At 72.5% G+C, this 16,879-nt stretch carries 15 protein-coding genes; 6 read left to right on the forward strand and 9 right to left on the reverse strand.

The annotated features are described in order from the left end of the window. Window positions 1-1,074: 1,074 nt before the first annotated feature. On the reverse strand, window positions 1,075-1,995 hold the full coding sequence (locus ACFC1F_RS30730) for a hypothetical protein (protein ID WP_245203927.1): 921 nt from the start codon (window positions 1,993-1,995) through the stop codon (window positions 1,075-1,077). A gap of 514 nt (window positions 1,996-2,509) precedes the next feature. Here ACFC1F_RS30730 and ACFC1F_RS30735 point away from each other — a divergent pair. Beyond that, entirely contained in the window at window positions 2,510-2,755 is a 246-nt protein-coding gene (locus tag ACFC1F_RS30735; protein ID WP_148641582.1) for a DUF397 domain-containing protein, read from the forward strand. A 353-nt stretch (window positions 2,756-3,108) separates the two neighbouring features. On the opposite strand, the gene ACFC1F_RS30740 is transcribed toward ACFC1F_RS30735, so the two are convergent. Next, window positions 3,109-3,639 (reverse strand): ATP-binding protein, encoded by a 531-nt coding sequence (locus tag ACFC1F_RS30740; RefSeq protein ID WP_376163173.1) that lies wholly within the window; start codon window positions 3,637-3,639, stop codon window positions 3,109-3,111. A gap of 417 nt (window positions 3,640-4,056) precedes the next feature. Here ACFC1F_RS30740 and ACFC1F_RS30745 point away from each other — a divergent pair, with 417 nt between their 5' ends. After that, the gene (locus tag ACFC1F_RS30745) at window positions 4,057-4,923 is read left to right on the forward strand and encodes a helix-turn-helix transcriptional regulator (protein WP_209408429.1); all 867 of its coding nucleotides are present in this window, start codon (window positions 4,057-4,059) and stop codon (window positions 4,921-4,923) included. Between the two features lie 89 nt (window positions 4,924-5,012). Here the strand turns inward: ACFC1F_RS30745 and ACFC1F_RS30750 are convergent, their stop codons facing one another. Both ACFC1F_RS30750 and ACFC1F_RS30755 read right to left on the reverse strand, forming a co-directional pair. Further along, window positions 5,013-5,618 (reverse strand): TetR/AcrR family transcriptional regulator, encoded by a 606-nt coding sequence (locus ACFC1F_RS30750; protein WP_245203923.1) that lies wholly within the window; start codon window positions 5,616-5,618, stop codon window positions 5,013-5,015. Window positions 5,619-5,837: 219 nt separating this feature from the next. Then, window positions 5,838-7,388 carry an MFS transporter gene (locus ACFC1F_RS30755; protein ID WP_376163176.1) on the reverse strand — a complete coding sequence of 517 codons (1,551 nt, stop codon included), beginning with the start codon at window positions 7,386-7,388 and terminating at the stop codon, window positions 5,838-5,840. A gap of 87 nt (window positions 7,389-7,475) precedes the next feature. Between ACFC1F_RS30755 and ACFC1F_RS30760 the strand changes: the two genes are divergently transcribed. Further along, window positions 7,476-7,907 carry a MarR family winged helix-turn-helix transcriptional regulator gene (locus ACFC1F_RS30760; RefSeq protein ID WP_376163178.1) on the forward strand — a complete coding sequence of 144 codons (432 nt, stop codon included), beginning with the start codon at window positions 7,476-7,478 and terminating at the stop codon, window positions 7,905-7,907. 214 nt (window positions 7,908-8,121) lie between these two features. Here the strand turns inward: ACFC1F_RS30760 and ACFC1F_RS30765 are convergent, their stop codons facing one another. The 5 genes from ACFC1F_RS30765 to ACFC1F_RS30785 form a co-directional block, all read right to left on the reverse strand. Further along, complete coding sequence (locus tag ACFC1F_RS30765) at window positions 8,122-9,069, reverse strand: M56 family metallopeptidase (protein WP_376163180.1); 948 nt, start codon at window positions 9,067-9,069, stop codon at window positions 8,122-8,124. A gap of 421 nt (window positions 9,070-9,490) precedes the next feature. Continuing rightward, window positions 9,491-10,090 carry a DUF5134 domain-containing protein gene (locus ACFC1F_RS30770; protein WP_376163182.1) on the reverse strand — a complete coding sequence of 200 codons (600 nt, stop codon included), beginning with the start codon at window positions 10,088-10,090 and terminating at the stop codon, window positions 9,491-9,493. A gap of 142 nt (window positions 10,091-10,232) precedes the next feature. Next, window positions 10,233-11,006, reverse strand: coding sequence for an amino acid ABC transporter ATP-binding protein (locus ACFC1F_RS30775; RefSeq protein ID WP_376163184.1), 774 nt, complete (start codon window positions 11,004-11,006; stop codon window positions 10,233-10,235). Continuing rightward, entirely contained in the window at window positions 11,003-12,019 is a 1,017-nt protein-coding gene (locus ACFC1F_RS30780; RefSeq protein ID WP_376163186.1) for an ABC transporter permease subunit, read from the reverse strand. Before ACFC1F_RS30780 ends, ACFC1F_RS30775 begins: the two co-directional genes overlap by 4 nt. A gap of 29 nt (window positions 12,020-12,048) precedes the next feature. Continuing rightward, window positions 12,049-12,918: an ABC transporter substrate-binding protein gene (locus ACFC1F_RS30785; RefSeq protein WP_209408413.1), complete on the reverse strand. Its 870-nt coding sequence runs from the start codon at window positions 12,916-12,918 to the stop codon at window positions 12,049-12,051. Between the two features lie 480 nt (window positions 12,919-13,398). Here ACFC1F_RS30785 and ACFC1F_RS30790 point away from each other — a divergent pair, with 480 nt between their 5' ends. The 3 genes from ACFC1F_RS30790 to ACFC1F_RS30800 are packed head-to-tail and all read left to right on the forward strand — an operon-like array spanning window position 13,399 to window position 16,615. Next, window positions 13,399-14,799, forward strand: a complete 1,401-nt coding sequence (locus tag ACFC1F_RS30790) for a DUF6421 family protein (RefSeq protein WP_209408410.1) — start codon at window positions 13,399-13,401, stop codon at window positions 14,797-14,799. Beyond that, window positions 14,796-15,542 (forward strand): SDR family NAD(P)-dependent oxidoreductase, encoded by a 747-nt coding sequence (locus ACFC1F_RS30795; protein ID WP_148641573.1) that lies wholly within the window; start codon window positions 14,796-14,798, stop codon window positions 15,540-15,542. Before ACFC1F_RS30790 ends, ACFC1F_RS30795 begins: the two co-directional genes overlap by 4 nt. Continuing rightward, the gene (locus tag ACFC1F_RS30800) at window positions 15,539-16,615 is read left to right on the forward strand and encodes a threonine aldolase family protein (RefSeq protein ID WP_376163189.1); all 1,077 of its coding nucleotides are present in this window, start codon (window positions 15,539-15,541) and stop codon (window positions 16,613-16,615) included. The genes ACFC1F_RS30795 and ACFC1F_RS30800 overlap by 4 nt, the downstream gene beginning before the upstream one ends. The last annotated feature ends 264 nt before the right edge of the window (window positions 16,616-16,879 follow it).

Here is a 16,879-nt window from a genome sequence, read left to right on the forward strand (position 1 = left end):
GAACCGGGCGGCGCCCTCACCTTCGCCGCCGGCCGCACCGTCACCCTCGCCTCGGCGGGCAACGTCGAGGTCCGCGGCACCCTCGCCCTCGCCCCCGACGACACCGCCGTGCACACCCTGCGCTTCCCGGCCGTCGACGAGAAGCGGTTCCGGGGCGACGGCATGAAGGGTGGTCGACACCGACGTCGGCCTCTGGGGCACCGGCGCCGGGTACCTGCGGCTGGACGGCGCCGCCAGGACCGCCTGGGTACGCGCCGCCGGCGGCCTGCGGGCCGACGACACCACCGTCACCCTGGCCGCCCCGCCCGCCGGTTGGCGGCCCGGCGACGAACTGGCCGTCACCCCGACCGGCCCGCCGGGCGAGGACGGCTCCTCCACCCGCTACGACCTGGCCGTCGTCCGGTCCGTCAGCGGAGCCGGCGTCACCCTGGAGCCGCCGCTGAAGTACGCGCACCCGCGGGTCCCGGCCGGAGGGGGCGTCACCGTCGGCGCCGAGGTGCTCAACCTGACCCGTGGCGTCCGGGTCGAGGGCAGCGCCGAGGGGCGCGCCCATGTCCACATCACCAGCTCCCGCCGGGCCGACGTCCGGCACGCCGCGCCGCCGTTTCCACCGCCCACCACGAACTCGCCGGGGAGTCCGTCACCTTCAGCCGCAGCCGGTTCACCGGCTACCGCCGCGCCGGGGTCGCCTTCCGGGCCACCCCGGACGGAAGGCCGGACGACCTCCTGGTGCTGGACCGCGAGTTCGGCGGCAACGAACTCCGGGTCGACCCGGAGTCCGGGCCACCCGGGAACATCCTGCTGCGCCGGGCCGGGCAGTCCGAGGTGCTCCAGGTGCGCCGGGCGGACGGCGGCGGAACCGCGCAGCCGCAGTGGAACGCGAGCAGTACGCCGGTGGCCACGCTCGCCGCGCAGTCCCGGCCGGTGCAGACGCCCGCCCTGGGCCTCAAGGACGCCGCCGCGCCCACCGGCCGGGTGGGTGGCTGGCGGACGGGGAGGAGACGGGGGGAGGACGGCCGAAGGGGCCCGGAGTGCGCTCCGGGCCCCTTCGTGCGGTCTGTCCGCAGTGGGTTGCTACTGGGCGGCGTGGCGCCCGCCGCCCTCCTCGACCGCGGACTCCTCGGCGTGCGCCTCGGGGTCGGCGGCCGGAAGCACGGCCAGGTAGGTGGAGGCGATCAGCTGGCCCACCGTCGGGTACGCGCCCAGCGGGGCGGCGGACGGGCAGCCGGTCTCCTCGGCGGCCGTGGCGAGCAGCTCGGAGTCGGCCTCGGGGCCGATCACCAGCGGGGCCAGCGCCGGGTTCTGGGCGCCCATCTCCTTGAGGTGGGCGACGGCCGCGGCCACCGAGCCCGGCACGTCGAGCGCGGCGGGGACGACCGGCACGGCCAGCCGGGCGGCCAGCAGCATGCCGGTGATCCCGGCGGCGTCGGCCGCCTCCTGGCCCCCGACGGTGGTGAGCACAACGCCGTCGGCGGCGGTGGCGATGGCGAACAGGCGGGCGCGGTCGGCGCGGGCCAGACCGGCCTCGGAGAGCCGGACGTGGACGGCCTCGGCCAGCAGCGGGTGCGGGCCCAGCACGTCGGTGACGTGGGCGCCGTACTCGGCGGCGAGCGCGTGCAGGTCGGCAAGGAAGCCGTGCGGGCCGGGGAGCAGCGGCACCACGACCGGTGCCGGCAGGCCCGCCTCGGCGGCGTGCGCCAGCAGTTCGGCGACGGTGTGCTCGTCACCGGCGGTGCCGGCGGACTCGCCCTCGCCCGTGTCGCCCGGCAGGTAGCCGGCCGCCGTCTGCACGCCGTTCTGCTCGCTGCGCACGATGGACAGCAGTTCCTCGACCACGGAACGGGACTCGGGCCCGGCGGTCGCGGGCACCGCGAGCACCAGGGCCGGGGACCCGGCCGGGATCTCGGGGCGCTCGGGGCGGCGGTGGCGCCCCCGCGCACGGGAGCCTGGAGTGCGGACGGGCAGTGGCGCGCCCGGGATGGCTGCGGTGCTCATGGCGGAGATCGTAGGACATCTGGCCGCCCACCCTGCAGTCGGCTGCCGAACCGGGGCGGGCGGGCCGCCCGAAAATCGGACATACTCCGCCAAACTCCCGCGCGGCCGGGACATCTTCTCTGACGCGCTTGACGGCCCCTCCCGTTGCACCCCCGTCGCGTGAGATGTCTCACAGGCACGGTGGCGTCTGACGGAGGGTCACGGGAGTGCGACTCCCGGCATTCGAAGATCAACATTCAGCGGGGGGCCGCCTACGGGCGGTTATCGACGAGCCGCCGATTCAGTCGGCTATGTCCGCTTACGTGCCGTCAGGTGGTGGGGTCGTGAAGAGTTGCAGTTTGGCGGCGAACGGCCCGTGCACCTGCACCGTCCCGTGCTGATGCACGTGCACTGGAGCTATCATCACGTCAAGTGAGGCGTTGTGCCGGGCCGGTACGGGGCCGGCCCAGTCGTTCGGCTGTTGTGCCGGGGCGCCGAGCTGGACGACCACTCCGGAGCTCTTCGGGAGATTTCTATGCACAACACGTACGACGCGTACAACGGGATGGCGGCTGCGGACCTCAAGGACGTGGTCTGGCAGAAGAGCCTGCACAGCAACTCTCAGGGCAACTGCGTCGAGTTCGCCGCCCTCCCGGGGGGCGAGGTGGCGATGCGCAACTCGCGCTTCCCCGACGGTCCGGCACTGATCTACACCCGGGCCGAGATCGCCGCGCTGCTGCTGGGGGCCAAGGACGGGGAGTTCGACCACCTGGCGGTCTGACCGGCCGCCGCCTTCTCCATCGGGGGGCCGTCGTGGGTGCTGACACCGCGACGGCCTTTGTCTTCTCCGCTTGTCCTGTCGCTGTTGTGTTGTCCGGCTCCTGCGCCGTCCGGGGTGCGCCCCGTCGGGGGCGGACCGGGAGAGCGTGAGCCGCGGCCGCGCACCCGGGTGGTGTGGTCCCCCGGGGTCCGCCGGCCGGTGGCGGGCCGTTCGTCGTCACCCGCTCGGGCGTCCCGTGGTCGGGCCGGGAGGGTCCTGCCGGACGTCGTCTCCCGTGGTCCCGCCGGACGCCGTGTCCTGCGGCCGCCGCATGGCCGCGTGGTCTCCGCCGGGCCGGGCGGAGCGTCCTGCTGCTAGGCCGAGCGGCGGTGCCGGCCGCCGAGCTCGGGGACGGCGTTCACGGTGGTGCGCTCCGCCTCGAACAGCGCCCAGACCACCTTGCCGCTGCCCAGCGGGTGCCAGCCCCAGGAACGGCTGAAGGAGTCCACCAGGTGGAGCCCGCGCCCCGATTCGGCGACGAAGTCGGCCTCCCGGGCCACCGGTCCGATGCTGCTCGGGTCGCTGACCGCGCAGACCACCTGCGGTGCGCGGTGTACCAGGCTTATTCGGATCGGCAGCCGTCCGTCGGCCGTGGGCTGGACGGGGAAGTCGTAGTCGTCGAGCGCGCCGCCCGCCGTGCCGGGGCGCGCGCCGATCGCGTGCCGCAGGGCGTTGGTCACCAGCTCCGAGGCCACCAGCGCGACATCGTCGAACAGCTCGTCCAGTCCCCAGCGCTGAAGAGCCGTCCTGGCGAAGTCGCGCGCGGTTCTGACGGCTTCGTAGCGAGGGGCGAGCGTACAGGTGACCACATGGGGATCGACTGCCAAGGCCGTACCGGTGCTCATGAAGAGCTCCTCCCATAAGGGGGCGGACACGGCTGGACCCGCCGGGGTCATGCCGGTCACCTCCGACTCGCTCGGCCGCACGGCCGCCCCCTCGACCAGGCGCGCGCGCACACGAACGCCCGGTGGCGCGGGGGCGCTGCCGGGCTGGTGCGCGGAGTCGCGCGTGGGGTCGACGCGGAGCCCGCGGGATTGCCAGGGATGTGCAGGTGCACGTGCACCATGGTCCTCTGCGCTCACTGCAGATGCAAGAGTCGATTCACGTGCAGTTGTTCAAATGGCATATGCAAGAGCCGAATGCACGTGCATCCTGGTGTGAGAGGTGCAGAACTGATAGGAACATCCGTCAGTATCGGCACCGTGAGCGCTCAACTGATGGCAGACTGTGCGCTGTTTGCCCTAGGTGGAGGTTTCGACCGCATGACCACAGTTCAGCCGGGCGGCGGCTCGATGGTCCGCCGGATCCTCCTCGGCTCGCAGCTTCGCCGGCTCCGCGAGACGCGCGGCATCACACGCGAGGACGCGGGCTACGCCATCCGCGCCTCCGAGTCCAAGATCAGCCGCATGGAGCTCGGCCGCGTCAGCTTCAAGGAGCGCGACGTCGCCGACCTGCTCAGCCTCTACGGCGTCGACGACGGCGGCGAGCGCGAGGCCCTGCTCGGCCTCGTCCGCGAGGCCAACAAGTCCGGCTGGTGGCACAGTTTCAACGACGTCCTGCCGGGCTGGTTCCAGACCTACGTCGGCCTGGAGGAGGCCGCCGCGCTGATCCGCACCTACGAGGTGCAGTTCATCCCCGGGCTGCTGCAGTCCGAGGAGTACGCGCGGGCGGTGTTCGGCCAGAGCCGGCCGGTGATCAGCGAGGAGGAGGTCGAACGCCGGGTCAGCCTCCGGCTGCGCCGCCAGAAGCTGCTCACCGAGGGCAACAGCCCCCGGCTCTGGGCCGTCATCGACGAGGCCGCGCTGCGCCGCCCGGTCGGCGGGCCGAAGGTGATGCGCGGTCAGGTGCAGTACCTGATCGACGTCGCCGAGCAGGCCAACGTGGTGATCCAGGTGATGCCGTTCCGCTTCGGCGCGCACGCCGGCGAGTCCGGGGCCTTCACCATCCTCCGCTTCCCCGAGCAGGACCTCGCCGACGTGGTCTACCTGGAGCAGCTCACCAGCGCGCTCTACCTCGACAAGCGGGACGACGTCGACGCGTACATCCAGGTCATGGAGCGGCTCTGCGTGGACAGCCTCACGCCCGAGCGCACCATCGACCTGCTCGCGTCGATCCTGAAGGAGCGCTGACAGCCCGCTCTACGGCGGCCGGACGCACGACGGATCCGGAGCGCGGAGCACCGCCCGCCCGACGCCCACCCACGCCCGCCGGGCCCCGCTCAGCCGCGGGCCGGCGGCCGTTCGCGTTCCGGCGGGGTCCGCTGCGGCGGCCGGCCGAGCCGCCAGTCCAGGTCGTAGCGGCGGAACAGGTCGGCCCGGATCGGGGCCAGCGGGAGTTCGGCGCCCGGCAGCAGCACGCCTATGCAGCCGCCCATCAGCGCGCTGCGCAGCACCGCGTGCTCGGCGACCGGGTCCGGCGCGCCCCAGTCGCGCAGCAGCCCCTGGAGGATGGCGCCGAGCTGCTGCTGCTCAGGGTCCTGGACGAACGCACCGGCGTCCGGGTCCAGGATCAGCGCCAGGTGCGAGCGCATCACCCGGGGGTGGTCCATCGCCAGCCCCAGCACCGCGTCGATCGCCCGGGCCAGCCGGGCCTCCGGGGTGGCCTCCGGCGCCAGTTCGCCCAGCGCCGCCGACAGCGTCTGGTGCATCATCCGGTGGGTCGCCGACTGCATCAGCAGCCGTTTGCCGTCGAAGTAGTAGGAGAGCAGTCCGCGGGCGAGTCCGGCCCGCTCGGCTATGTCGCTCAGGGTGGTGCCGGCGTAGCCGTGCCGGTCGACGAGCTCGACGGTGGCGTGCATGATGCGCCGGCGGGAACGTTGACGCATTTCCTCATTGACCGAATCCCCGCGAGGTGCCATCGTGTCTGCTCCGTACGTTCGTTGGCTCCCGGCCAATATACTGGCGGGGCGAGAGGCCGAACCGCGGCAACCGCACGCGGCAGGGCGCGCACGGGCCGGATCGTACGGAGGCGCCGGCTCCACCAACACGGGGGTTTGGTGGAGCCGGTGCCCGCCCGGAAGGCGAGGAGCCGGTCGCGGGGGTGTTCAGCTCTTGGCCAGGATCCCGCCCCGCCGGTCGTCCAGGTCACCGTCCGGGCCGCCGTTCCGGCCGCCGTCAAGGTCTGCTGACGGATAATCATAGTCCGCCACCGACGCGGTGGTTGCCTTCTTCCGGCGGTCGAGCACCGCACCGGCCGCGGCGATCAGGAAGCCCAGCAGCGCGACCCCGGTGACGAAGACCAGCGCGGGCCGGTAGCCGTCCAGCTGTGCCTGGGCGCTGTCACCGCCGGCGCTGCCCGCGGTGATCATCGCGGTGGCCCCGGCGAGTACCACCGCGGTTCCCACCTGGATCGCGGTGTTGACGAGGCCGGAGGCCAGCCCCTGCTCCTCGTCGGCCACGCCGTCGGTGGCGGCGATGTTGACCGAGGGGAAGGCCAGCGAGAAGCCGACGCCGAGCAGGATCATCGACGGCAGCACCAGGGCCGGGTACGAGCTGTGCTCGTCCAGCCGCAGGAACAGCGCGAACGCGGCGACCAGGGCGAGCAGGCCGATCGGCAGCAGCCGGCCGGTGCCGAAACGGTCCACGATCGGGCCCATCAGCGGCGCGGAGAGCGCGATGAACGCCCCGGCCGGGAGCAGGCCGAGCGCCATCTCCAGTGCCGACCAGCCGAGCAGGTGTTGGAGGTACAGCGTGACCACGAACTGGAAGCCGCCGTAGGCGCCGGTCATGGTGAAGGCGATGACGTTGGCCCGGGCGACCGAGCCGTTGCGGAAGATGCCGAGCCGGACCAGCGGGTGCGCGGTGCGGCTCTCGACCACCAGGAAGGCGGCGGCCAGCGCGGCCACCACGGCCAGCGAGCCGAGCGTGCGCAGGCTCAGCCAGCCGGCGCCCTGCGCCTCGGTCACGGTGAAGACCAGCAGCAGCACGGTGGCGGTGCCGGTGACCGCGCCGAGCACGTCGTACCCGCCCTTGGCCCTCTCCTCGGTCGGGCGGGGGAGCAGCCGGACGGCGAAGACCAGGGCCAGGAGTGCGACCGGGACGGGCATCAGGAAGGTCCAGCGCCAGCCGACCGAGGTGAGCAGGCCGCTGAGCACCAGACCGAGCGAGAAGCCGCTGGCGCCGCAGGTGGTGTAGATCGACAGCGCGCGGTTGCGGGCCGGGCCCTCGGCGAAGGTCGTGGTGATGATCGACAGGCCGGCCGGCGCGGTGAAGGCCGCGCTGACGCCCTTGAGGAAGCGCGCGACGATCAGCAGCCTGCCGTCGTCGACCAGGCCGCCGAGCAGCGACGCGGCGGCGAAGACGGCCAGGGCGACGAGGAAGACCCGGCGGCGGCCGAGCAGGTCGGCGGCGCGCCCGCCGAGCAGCAGCAGGCCGCCGTAGCCGAGCACGTAGCCGGAGACCACCCATTGCAGGGCGGAGGTCGAGAGGTGGAGCTCGGAGCCGATCGACGGAAGGGCGACGCCCACCATGGAGACGTCCAGGGCGTCGAGGAACATCGCGGCACAGAGCACGATCAGCGTGCCCCAGAGGCGGGGAGTCCAGTTCGGCCCGCTCGTTGATGATTCGTCAGCTGTGGTGACGGTCGCGGTGGTCATGCGGAGGACACTACATGCGCGTGCATTCAATGCAAATGAATAAGATGTGAACGCATAAGTTTCATGCGCATGTGATAGCGTGGCGGCGTGGCTGAACTCGACTCCAACGCGGACACGGCCCTGGTCGCGTCCTGGCGTGACCTGCTGGCCAGGCAGGCCGCTACGGCCTGCCTGCTCGACCGTGAACTGGGCGAGAAGCACGGCCTGGGCATGAGCGAGTTCGAGGTGCTGGAGCGCCTGGTCGAGGAACGGAACGCGGACAAGGCCCACACGCTGCGGATCCAGGAGCTGGCCGACACCGTGCACCTGAGCCAGAGCGCGCTCTCCCGGCTGATCGGGCGCCTGGAGAAGGCCGGCCTGGTCACGCGCGCGATGTGCCCGGACGACCGGCGCGGCATCCAGGTCGCGCTCACCGAGGAGGGCTGCCGGCGCTACGCCGAGGCCCGTCCGTTGCACCGCGAGGTGCTCGCGCTCACCCTCGGCGGCCCGCTGGAGGGCGGCTGCTCCGCGCAGGGCTGACCTTCCGCAGGCTCTCCTGTCGGCCGGGTGGTTCCTGGGCGGGGCCGGGCCGGGGTGGTTCCCGCGTGGGACCGGGGTGCTGGCCGGGTGAGGCCGGGGCCACGGCGGGGTCGGGGTGGTTCCCGCGTGGGACCGGGGTGCAGGCCGGACGGGCCGGAGTCCGGGCGTGGTCGGGGTGCTTCCCCGGTGGGACCGGAACAGGGTCCGGGGTGGGCTAGAACAGGGTGGAGAGTCCCGGTGCGGCAGCCAGCAGGACGGCCGCCGCCGGGGCGGCCAGGGCTGCCACGGTGAGCCGGAGGCGGTGGGTCACCGGCAGCCGGGGCCGCCCGGCGAGCAGCCGGTCCACCCGCTTCGGCGACTGCGCGAGCCCCGGCGGGCAGGACCCGAACACCCCGCTCCCCAGGTTGAGTTCGGCCAGCGCCAGGGCGGTGGTGTGCCGGCCGTGCCGGCGGGCCGCCCGGTCGTCCGCGGCCAGCTCCACCAACTCGCCCACCTGGTCCCGGAAGGCGCTGAACACGCCGACACCGGGGAAGCCCGAGGCGAGCGCCTGGGAGCACTGCGACAGCCAGTGGTGCCGGGCCCGGACATGTCCGCGCTCATGGCTCAGCACGGCCGCCAACTCCCGGTCGGTCAGCTGCTGGAGAGCCCCGGTGGTGACCACCAGCCGGGAGTTGTGACCGGGCAGCGACCAGGCCTCGGGCCGGACGTTCTCCAGCACCACCAGGCGCTCCCGCCGGCTCCGCAGGGCGTCGATGGACTCCGGCAGTTCGGGCGCCCGGCTGGTCAGTTGGGCGTGCCGCCGGTTGCGCAGGGCCTTCGCCGAGCGGACCTCCCGGGTCAGCGCCAGCAAGGTCTGCACCCCGCCCGCCGCCAGCACCGCGGCACAGAGCCGCCCCCAGCCCTCGCCGTCCTGGAGCCCGTACGCGGCCTCCACGCCGTGCGGCGCGCCTGCGAACACCAGGGCCCGCAGCTCGGGCAGTGCGGCGGAGGCGGCCAGGACGAGGCTCAGTGCGCAGCACAGCAGCACGGCCACCACCAGGCACTGCCAGACCAGCAGGGCCAGCACGGGTTCGCGCTCCGCCCAGCGGGCCCGGGCCAACAGCCGGGGCGCCACGGTCGAGAGCAGCAGTCCGAGCAGCAGCAGGCCGAGCAGGGCCGTCATGGCATGGGCTCCCCGAGTACGCACGGAACGCGACAACGCGCTCCCTGCCAACCTAAGCGCTGCCGGCGCCCGGTGGAACGACTTTCGGCCACCCAGTGACCAACGCCACGCGAGGCCGAAAGGCAGGCCCGGCGCATCGGTCGGTCGCGCACGCTCCACGGCGGCTCGCGGTCCCGGGCTCGTCGGCTTTCACGGTCGCTCGCGATGTACGGCGCACCGCTTCCCGGTCACGCGGGCTGCGCGGGGCACCGCGTTCGCGGTGGTGCGGGCTGCTCGGCCCACTGCGCTTCGCGGTCACGCCCATTGCCCGGTCACGCGCGTTTGCCTGGTCACGCGCGTTTGCCTGGTCACGCCCGTTGCCTGGTCACGCCCGTCGCCCGGTTGCCCGCGCCCCATTGCCCGAGCCCGCTCGCCGTTCGCGTCACATCGTCAGGAGCATGGCGAACATGCCGATGCCCATCGACAGCCGGCAGGCCCGCGGCAGCCCCGCGGTCACCGCCGCCGGTCCCGTGACGGACACCGCCGGCCCCCCGGGGCCCACCGCCGGCCCCCCGGCCGGGGCGGCGAGCAGCCGGGTGCCGGCCCAGAGCGAGTAGCCGCCGAAGTAGAGCAGCAGCGCGCCGGTCAGCAGCGGCGTCCCCGTGCTCGCCGCATGGTGGTGGCCGTGTCCGGGCGCCGATCCCATCGCCAGGGCCATGTACGTCATCGCCAGCCCGCCGATCGCGTGGTGCAGCCGGTGCGCCCGCCGGGCCGGGCCGCTCGCCGAGGCCAGCAGCAAGGCCACCGCCGGGGCGCCGAACACCCAGGCCCAGACCGCGGCGGGCACGGCGCTGCCGGAGACCGCCATCGCGGCCATCCCGAACCCCATCAACGCCTCGGCGGCGTCGGACTCGTAGGCGTGCAGCCGACCGGTCGCCGGCCCGTCGGTGCAGGGGGAGCGGCGCAGCCGGGTGAGACAGTAGCCGCCGGCGGCGGCGGTGAGGAGGGCCAGCAGCCAGCTGACCACGACTGGTCCGTGCAACGGCGGCCTCCCGGACGGCGCGGACGGGCGTACCGTCCACGATCACCGCTCGGGGCCGTGTGCAGCAGGGCGCGCACAGGGGCGCATGGTGGTGCCCGCCGGAGTGCGTGACTCCGGCGGGCACCCGCCCGGGGCCGGGGGCCTACGGGTTGAGCCGTCCCGAGGCGACCACCCGGCTGAGGAACCGCCGGGTCCGCTCCTCCTGCGGATCGCCGAACACCTGCTCCGGCGGGCCCTGTTCGAGCACCACGCCGGCGTCCAGGAAGCAGACCTGGTCGGCGACCTCGCGGGCGAAACCCATCTCGTGGGTGGAGATGACCATCGTCATGCCCTGTTCCTTGAGGTCCCGCACCACCGCGAGCACCTCGCCCACGAGCACCGGGTCCAGCGCCGCGGTGATCTCGTCGAGCAGCAGCAGCCGCGGCCCGGTGGCCAGCGCCCGGACGATGGCGACGCGCTGCTGCTGGCCGCCGGAGAGCCGGTCCGGGTACTCCGCCGCCTTGGCCGCCAGCCCGAGCCGGTCCAGCAGCGCCAGCGCCTTCGCCTCCGCCTCGGCCCGGGCGACCCGGTGCACGCGGCGCGGGGCCAGCGTGATGTTCTCCAGCACCGTCAGGTGCGGGAACAGGTTGTAGGACTGGAACACCACGCCGATCCGGCGGCGGACGGCGTCCTCGTCGGTCCGCGGGTCGGTGATCTCCTCGCCGTCCAGGAAGATCGCGCCGTCGTCGACCCGCTCCAGCAGGTTGGCGCAGCGCATCAGCGTGGACTTGCCGGAGCCGGACGCCCCGATCAGCGCGGTCACGGAGTGCTCGGGCACCGTCAGGCCGACGTCGCGCAGCACCACCTGGGAACCGAAGGTCTTGCGCACCGACTCCAGCCGCAGCACCTCGGGCCGTACCGTCCCGGAGGTGGTCATACCGCACCTCCCTGGTGCTGACGGCGGTTCATCCGGCGGGTCAGCCAGTCGGTGAACCGGGTGAGCGGGACGGTCAGCACGATGAAGACCAGTCCGGCGACGATGTACGGGGTGTAGTTGAACGAGCGGCCGGCGATGATCTTCGCCGCGTAGACGGCGTCGATCGCCCCGCCGATCGACACCAGCCCGGTGTCCTTCTGCAGGCTGACCAGGTTGTTCAGCAACGGCGGCCCCACCCGGCGGACCGCCTGCGGCAGCACCACGTACCGCATGGCCTGGGCGTTGCTGAGCCCCAGGGAACGGGCCGCCGCCCGCTGGCTCGGGTGCACCGCGTCGATGCCGGCCCGGAACACCTCCGAGACGTACGCCGAGTACGTCAGCACCAGCGCTGCGCCGCCGAGCAGGATCGGATCGGTGGTCACCCCGGCCAGCCGCAGCGCCGGCACACCGGTGACCATCACCAGCAGGCAGATGATCATCGGCAGGCCGAGGAAGAAGTCGACGTACGCCGTGGCCAGCAGCCGGGCCGGCAGGAACACCGGCCCGCGCAGCGTCCGCAGCACCGCCAGCAGCAGGCCGAGGACCAGGATCAGCGCCCCGCAGCCGAGCATCAGTTCCAGGTTGATCCGCAGCCCCTTCAGCACCTCGGGCAGCGCCTGGCGGGCGTAGTGGGCGTTGAAGAAGGTCTTCCGGGTCGCCTCCCAGCCGGGGGAGTTGACCACCAGCAGGTACAGTGCCACCGCGGTCGCCAGGGTCGACACCCCGGCGATCAGCGCCGAACGCCGGGCCCGGCCGCGCCGGTACGCCTCGTGCGCCAGCCGGCGCTCGGACGGTCGGTAGCCGTCGTCCGGCGCGTCCTCCGGCGCACGCTTCCCGGGCACGGTGCCCGGAGGCTTCGTGCCCGCCGTGGGCTTCGTGTCCACCGCAGGGTCCGGGCTCGCCGCGGGCCCGGTGCCGATCGCGGGGGCCGTGCTCACCGCCGGGGCCGTGCTCACCGTTGGGTCCGTGCTCATCGCGGGGTCGGTGCTCATCGCGGGGTCGCTCACTTCAGCACGGGCGCCGAGACGGCGTCGGAGAGCCACTGCTTCTCCAGCTTGGCCAGCGTGCCGTCGGCCCGCAGCGCGTCCACGGCCTGGCTGACGCAGCCGGTGAGCTTCGACCCCTTGTCCAGCACCAGCCCGAACTGCTCGCCCTGCGCCGCGCCCTCGAACTGCCCGACCACCTGGGCGTCCGTCACCTCGGCGCCGGTGATGTAGAACGCCGTCGGAAGGTCGACCACCAGGGCCTCGATCTGCCCGTTCTTCAGCGCGGACTTCGCCAGGTCGTTGGAGTCGAAGACGGCCGGCTGGGTACTCGGCCTGATCGTGTTGGTGACCACGTCCAGGCTGGTGGTGCCGACCTGCGCGCCCAGCTTGGCGCCCTTCAGGTCGGCGATGCTCCTGGCCGAGGCGGCCTTGGAGTTCTTCAGCGCGATCACGGCCTGCCGCACGTCGTAGTAGCCGGAGGAGAAGTCCACCGCCTGCTTGCGCTCGGCGCTGACCGAGACCTGGTTGATGTCGAAGTCGAAGTCCTTGGCGCCCGGCGTGGTGGCCTTGCCGAACGGCGCGACGGTCCAGGACACCTTCTCCTTGGGGTAGCCCAGCTTCTCGGCGACCGCGTACGCCACCGCGGACTCGAAGCCCTTGCCGTTCTCCGGCTTGTCCTCGGTGAACCACGGGTCGTAGGCCGGCTTGTCGGTGCCGATGGTCAGCGTCCCCGCGGTACGGGTGGCCAGCGCGCCCGGCGCGCAGCCGCCGGCCGTCCCCGACGCGGTCGCGCCCGCGTCGGACGCGGTGTCCTGCGGGGCGCACGCGGTCAGCGCGGCGGCGGCGAGGACCAGCAGAGCGGCGAACGGCTTGCGGAGGGAGGTCATGACGGGGCTCCTGGGAGAGGGACCGGGCAGGGCGGGGACGGAACGGCGTGGGGCGGGCGGCCGGGCACCGGGCGGGGCCGCACCCCAGGCGGGTCACTTCCCCCGGTGGCGGCGCCGGAACACAGGCGGCATGGTCGGCGTACGGGGCCGCGTCCGCGGCGCCCCCCGAGCCGGATCAGCGGCAGCGGCAGCAGAGGCCGCGCGCGCAGCAGAAGGCGCGACAACACGAGGGCACCCGGAGCAGGTCGATGTGGCGCCGGGCCACCAGGGTCACCGCCGGGAGCATGGCGGGAGGTTCGCATCCCCACGGTGCATCTGTCCAGAAGATCCAGATCCCCGTCCACATGCCGGACATCCGGCCGTCGGCCGGTGGACACCCCCGGTCACGGGAGATCTGTCGGTAGGCCCCCTCTTGAACAGGAGAACCTTTCGTACTTATGGTGGTCTCGTTGAAAACCCTCCTGTTGAAGTGAGTCCCCGATGCAGAATCTTTCGCCAAAGCTCGCTGTGGCGGCCGACGCTCCGGTCTCCGGCCTCGCCGGCCACCCGGCCTGGCTGCGCCTGAAGGAAGCCGTCGAGGCCCTGCGCCCGCTCCAGTCCAAGGACGGCTCGATCGACCTCGCCGCCGTGCAGCGGCACACGGTCGACCCGCTGGTCGCCACCGTGCGCGGCGCCGTGGAGGAGCTCGCCCCCTTCTTCCCGCACGACGCCGAGTACCTCGTGGCCGTCGACGCGGACCTCGCGAAGTGGGCCGACACCGGCTACCGGGAGCCCGACTTCCTGGACTCGCTGCTCGCCTTCCAGCCCGCGGACCAGCGTGAGGACGGCCTGGAGCACCTCGTCGTCTTCCCGATGTACACCCAGAACGGCAACCCGGACCGCAACCTCGAGGCCGTCCTGCTGAACGTGGTCTGGCCGGAGTGGCTGGCCGAGCTGGAGCGCACCCGCTTCGACAACCCGATGTTCGTGCCGATCACCTTCACCGACTTCACGGCCGGCTACGACACCAACTCCGCCGTCCTCTTCCCCGAGACCGTGGCCGTGCGCAAGGCGCCGGAACGTTTCACCTGGGGCGGCATCTTCTGCGACCGCGAGGCCGCCCGCTTCCGCGCCGTCACCACCAGCGCCGTCGAGCAGCTCGGCCTGGAGATCCCGGCCGACGCCGAGGGCCTGCTCCAGGACCAGCAGCGCGCGCAGGAGACCTTCGTCCTGTGGGACCTCGTCCACGACCGCACCCACAGCCACGGCGACCTGCCGTTCGACCCCTTCATGATCAAGCAGCGCAGCCCGTTCTGGATGTACGGCCTGGAGGAGCTCCGCTGTGACCTCACGACCTTCAAGGAGGCCGTGAAGCTGGAGGCCGAGGGCAACCCGCACGCCCGCGACGTCCAGTACGCCGTCCTGTTCGACCGGATGTTCCGCTTCCCGGTCAGCGGCGACCGCGTGCGCAACTACGACGGCCTCGGCGGCCAGCTGCTCTTCGCCTACCTGCACAAGCACGACGCGCTGCGTTGGCGCGACAACCGCCTCACCATCGACTGGGAGCGCGCCCCGCAGGTCACCAACGCCCTCTGCGGCGAGATCGAGACCCTGTACCGGGACGGCATCGACCGCCCGAAGCCGGCCCACTGGATCGCCGCCTACGAGCTGGTCTCCCGCTACCTCACCCCGCACCCCGCCTCCACCTGGGCGAAGGGCACCGACGCGCTGCCGCTCGACATCACCGACGGCAAGGCACTCAACAAGGCGCTGTGCGACGCCGTCCTCCCGGACGAGTTCCCGCTGAGCATGTTCTTCGAGGCCCTCTCGAAGAAGCTCCGTGGCGTCATCGCCTCCACCACCGGCATCACCGGCGCGGGCATCCAGGGAGTCGCCGCATGAGCGCAAACCTCGCAGGCAAGGTCATCGCCGTCGCCGGAGCCAGTGGCCCGGCCGGCCAGGCGGTCCTGCGCCGCCTCGCCGCCGACGGAGCCACCGTGATCGGCGCGGACATCGACGCGCAGCGGCTGGAGAAGGCCCTCGACGCCGTCCGGGCCGCCGTCCCCGGCGCGCGGGTCAGCGGGCAGGTCATCGACCTGCTCGACCCGCAGGAGGTCCACGACTGGGCCGACCACCTGGAGGCCGAGCACGGCCACGTCGACGGCCTGTTCCACCTGGTCGGTGGCTGGCGCGGCAGCAAGAAGTTCTTCGACACCCGGATCGACGACTGGGACTTCCTGCACGACACCGTGGTGCGCACCCTCCAGCACACCTCGCTGGCCTTCCAGCCGGCCCTGATCCGCAGCGAGTCCGGCCGCTACGCCATGATCTCCGCTTCGGCCGCCCACAAGCCCACCGCCGGCGGCGCCGCCTACGCGGCCGCCAAGGCGGCCACCGAGGCCTGGACCCTCGCCATGGCGGACTCCTTCAAGAAGGAGACCACCGCCGAGGACGGCGAGCCCACCGCCGCGGCTGCGATCCTGGTGATCAAGGCGCTGGTCAGCCCCGAGATGCGTGCCGAGAAGCCGGACGCGAAGTTCGCCGGCTTCACCGACACCGCCGACCTCGCCGAGAACCTGGCGGGCCTCTGGGACCGCCCCGCAGCAGAACTGAACGGACAGCACCTGTGGCTGACAGCCCGATGACCGACTCCACCCGCACGGACGCGGTACGGCGGCACGACCCCGCCGTCCGCGGCTTCGCCAGCGACAACTACGCCGGCGTGCACCCCGAGATCCTGGCCGCCATCGCCCTGGCCAACGGCGGCCACCAGGTCGCCTACGGCGAGGACGACTACACGGCGAACCTCCAGGAGGTCTTCCGCCGCCACTTCGGCGAGACGGCCGAGGCGTACCCCGTCTTCAACGGCACCGGCGCCAACGTCGTCGCCCTCCAGGCCCTGCTCCCGCGCTGGGGCGCGGTGATCGCGGCCGAGTCCGCCCACATCAACGTGGACGAGGGCGGCGCGCCCGAGAAGATGGGCGGCATCAAGCTGCTCACCGTCCCCACCCCGGACGGCAAGCTCACCCCCGAGCTCATCGACCAGCAGGCCTGGGGCTTCGGCGACGAGCACCGCGCGCAGCCGCTCGCGGTCTCGATCACCCAGAGCACCGAGCTCGGCACCCTCTACACCGTGGAGGAGATCCGGGCCATCGTCGACCACGCCCACCAGCACGGCATGCTCGTGCACGTGGACGGCTCGCGCCTGGCCAACGCCGCCGCCTCGCTGGGCGTGCCGCTGCGCGCCTTCACCACGGACGTGGGCGTGGACGTGCTCTCGTACGGCGGCACGAAGAATGGCCTGCTCTTCGGCGAGGTCGTGGTCGTGCTCAACCCCGAGAAGGTCCGCAACATCAAGTACCTGCGCAAGACCTCGATGCAGCTGGCATCGAAGATGCGCTTCTCCTCGGTCCAGTTCGAGGCGCTGCTCGCGGGCGACCTCTACCTGCGCAACGCCGGCCACGCCAACGCCATGGCGAGCCGGCTGGAGGCGGCCGTCCGGGACATCGACGGCGTGACCGTCGTCCGCCCGGTCCAGGCCAACGCGGTCTTCGCGATCCTCCCGCGCGAGGTCAGCGAGCGACTGCAGAAGCGTTACCGCTTCTACTTCTGGAACGAGCACACCGGCGAGGTCCGCTGGATGTGTTCGTACGACACCACGGAGGCCGACATCGACGCCTTCGCGGCCGCCATTGCCGAGGAGATGGGCCGCGCCTGACGCGTGCCCGAACCGCTGATCGTCCCGTCCTGCCGGTGCAGGGCGGGACGATTTGCATGTGGCGGGGCGGTCCCCGTACAGTTCCGGAGTCGCACCGAGAGGGGCGGCGGAAAGCGAATCCGATGAATGAAACTCCGGAAAACGGAGCGGAAAACATCTGATAAGCTTCAAACACGAAAGAACGAAGCGCCCGGAGGGCCCGCTGGAAGGCGGTCCGAAGGAAGTGTCCGTTCCTTGAGAACTCAACAGCGTGCCAAAAGTCAA

This window comes from Kitasatospora sp. NPDC056181 (assembly GCF_042266225.1).
In the GTDB taxonomy this organism is placed as follows: domain Bacteria; phylum Actinomycetota; class Actinomycetes; order Streptomycetales; family Streptomycetaceae; genus Kitasatospora.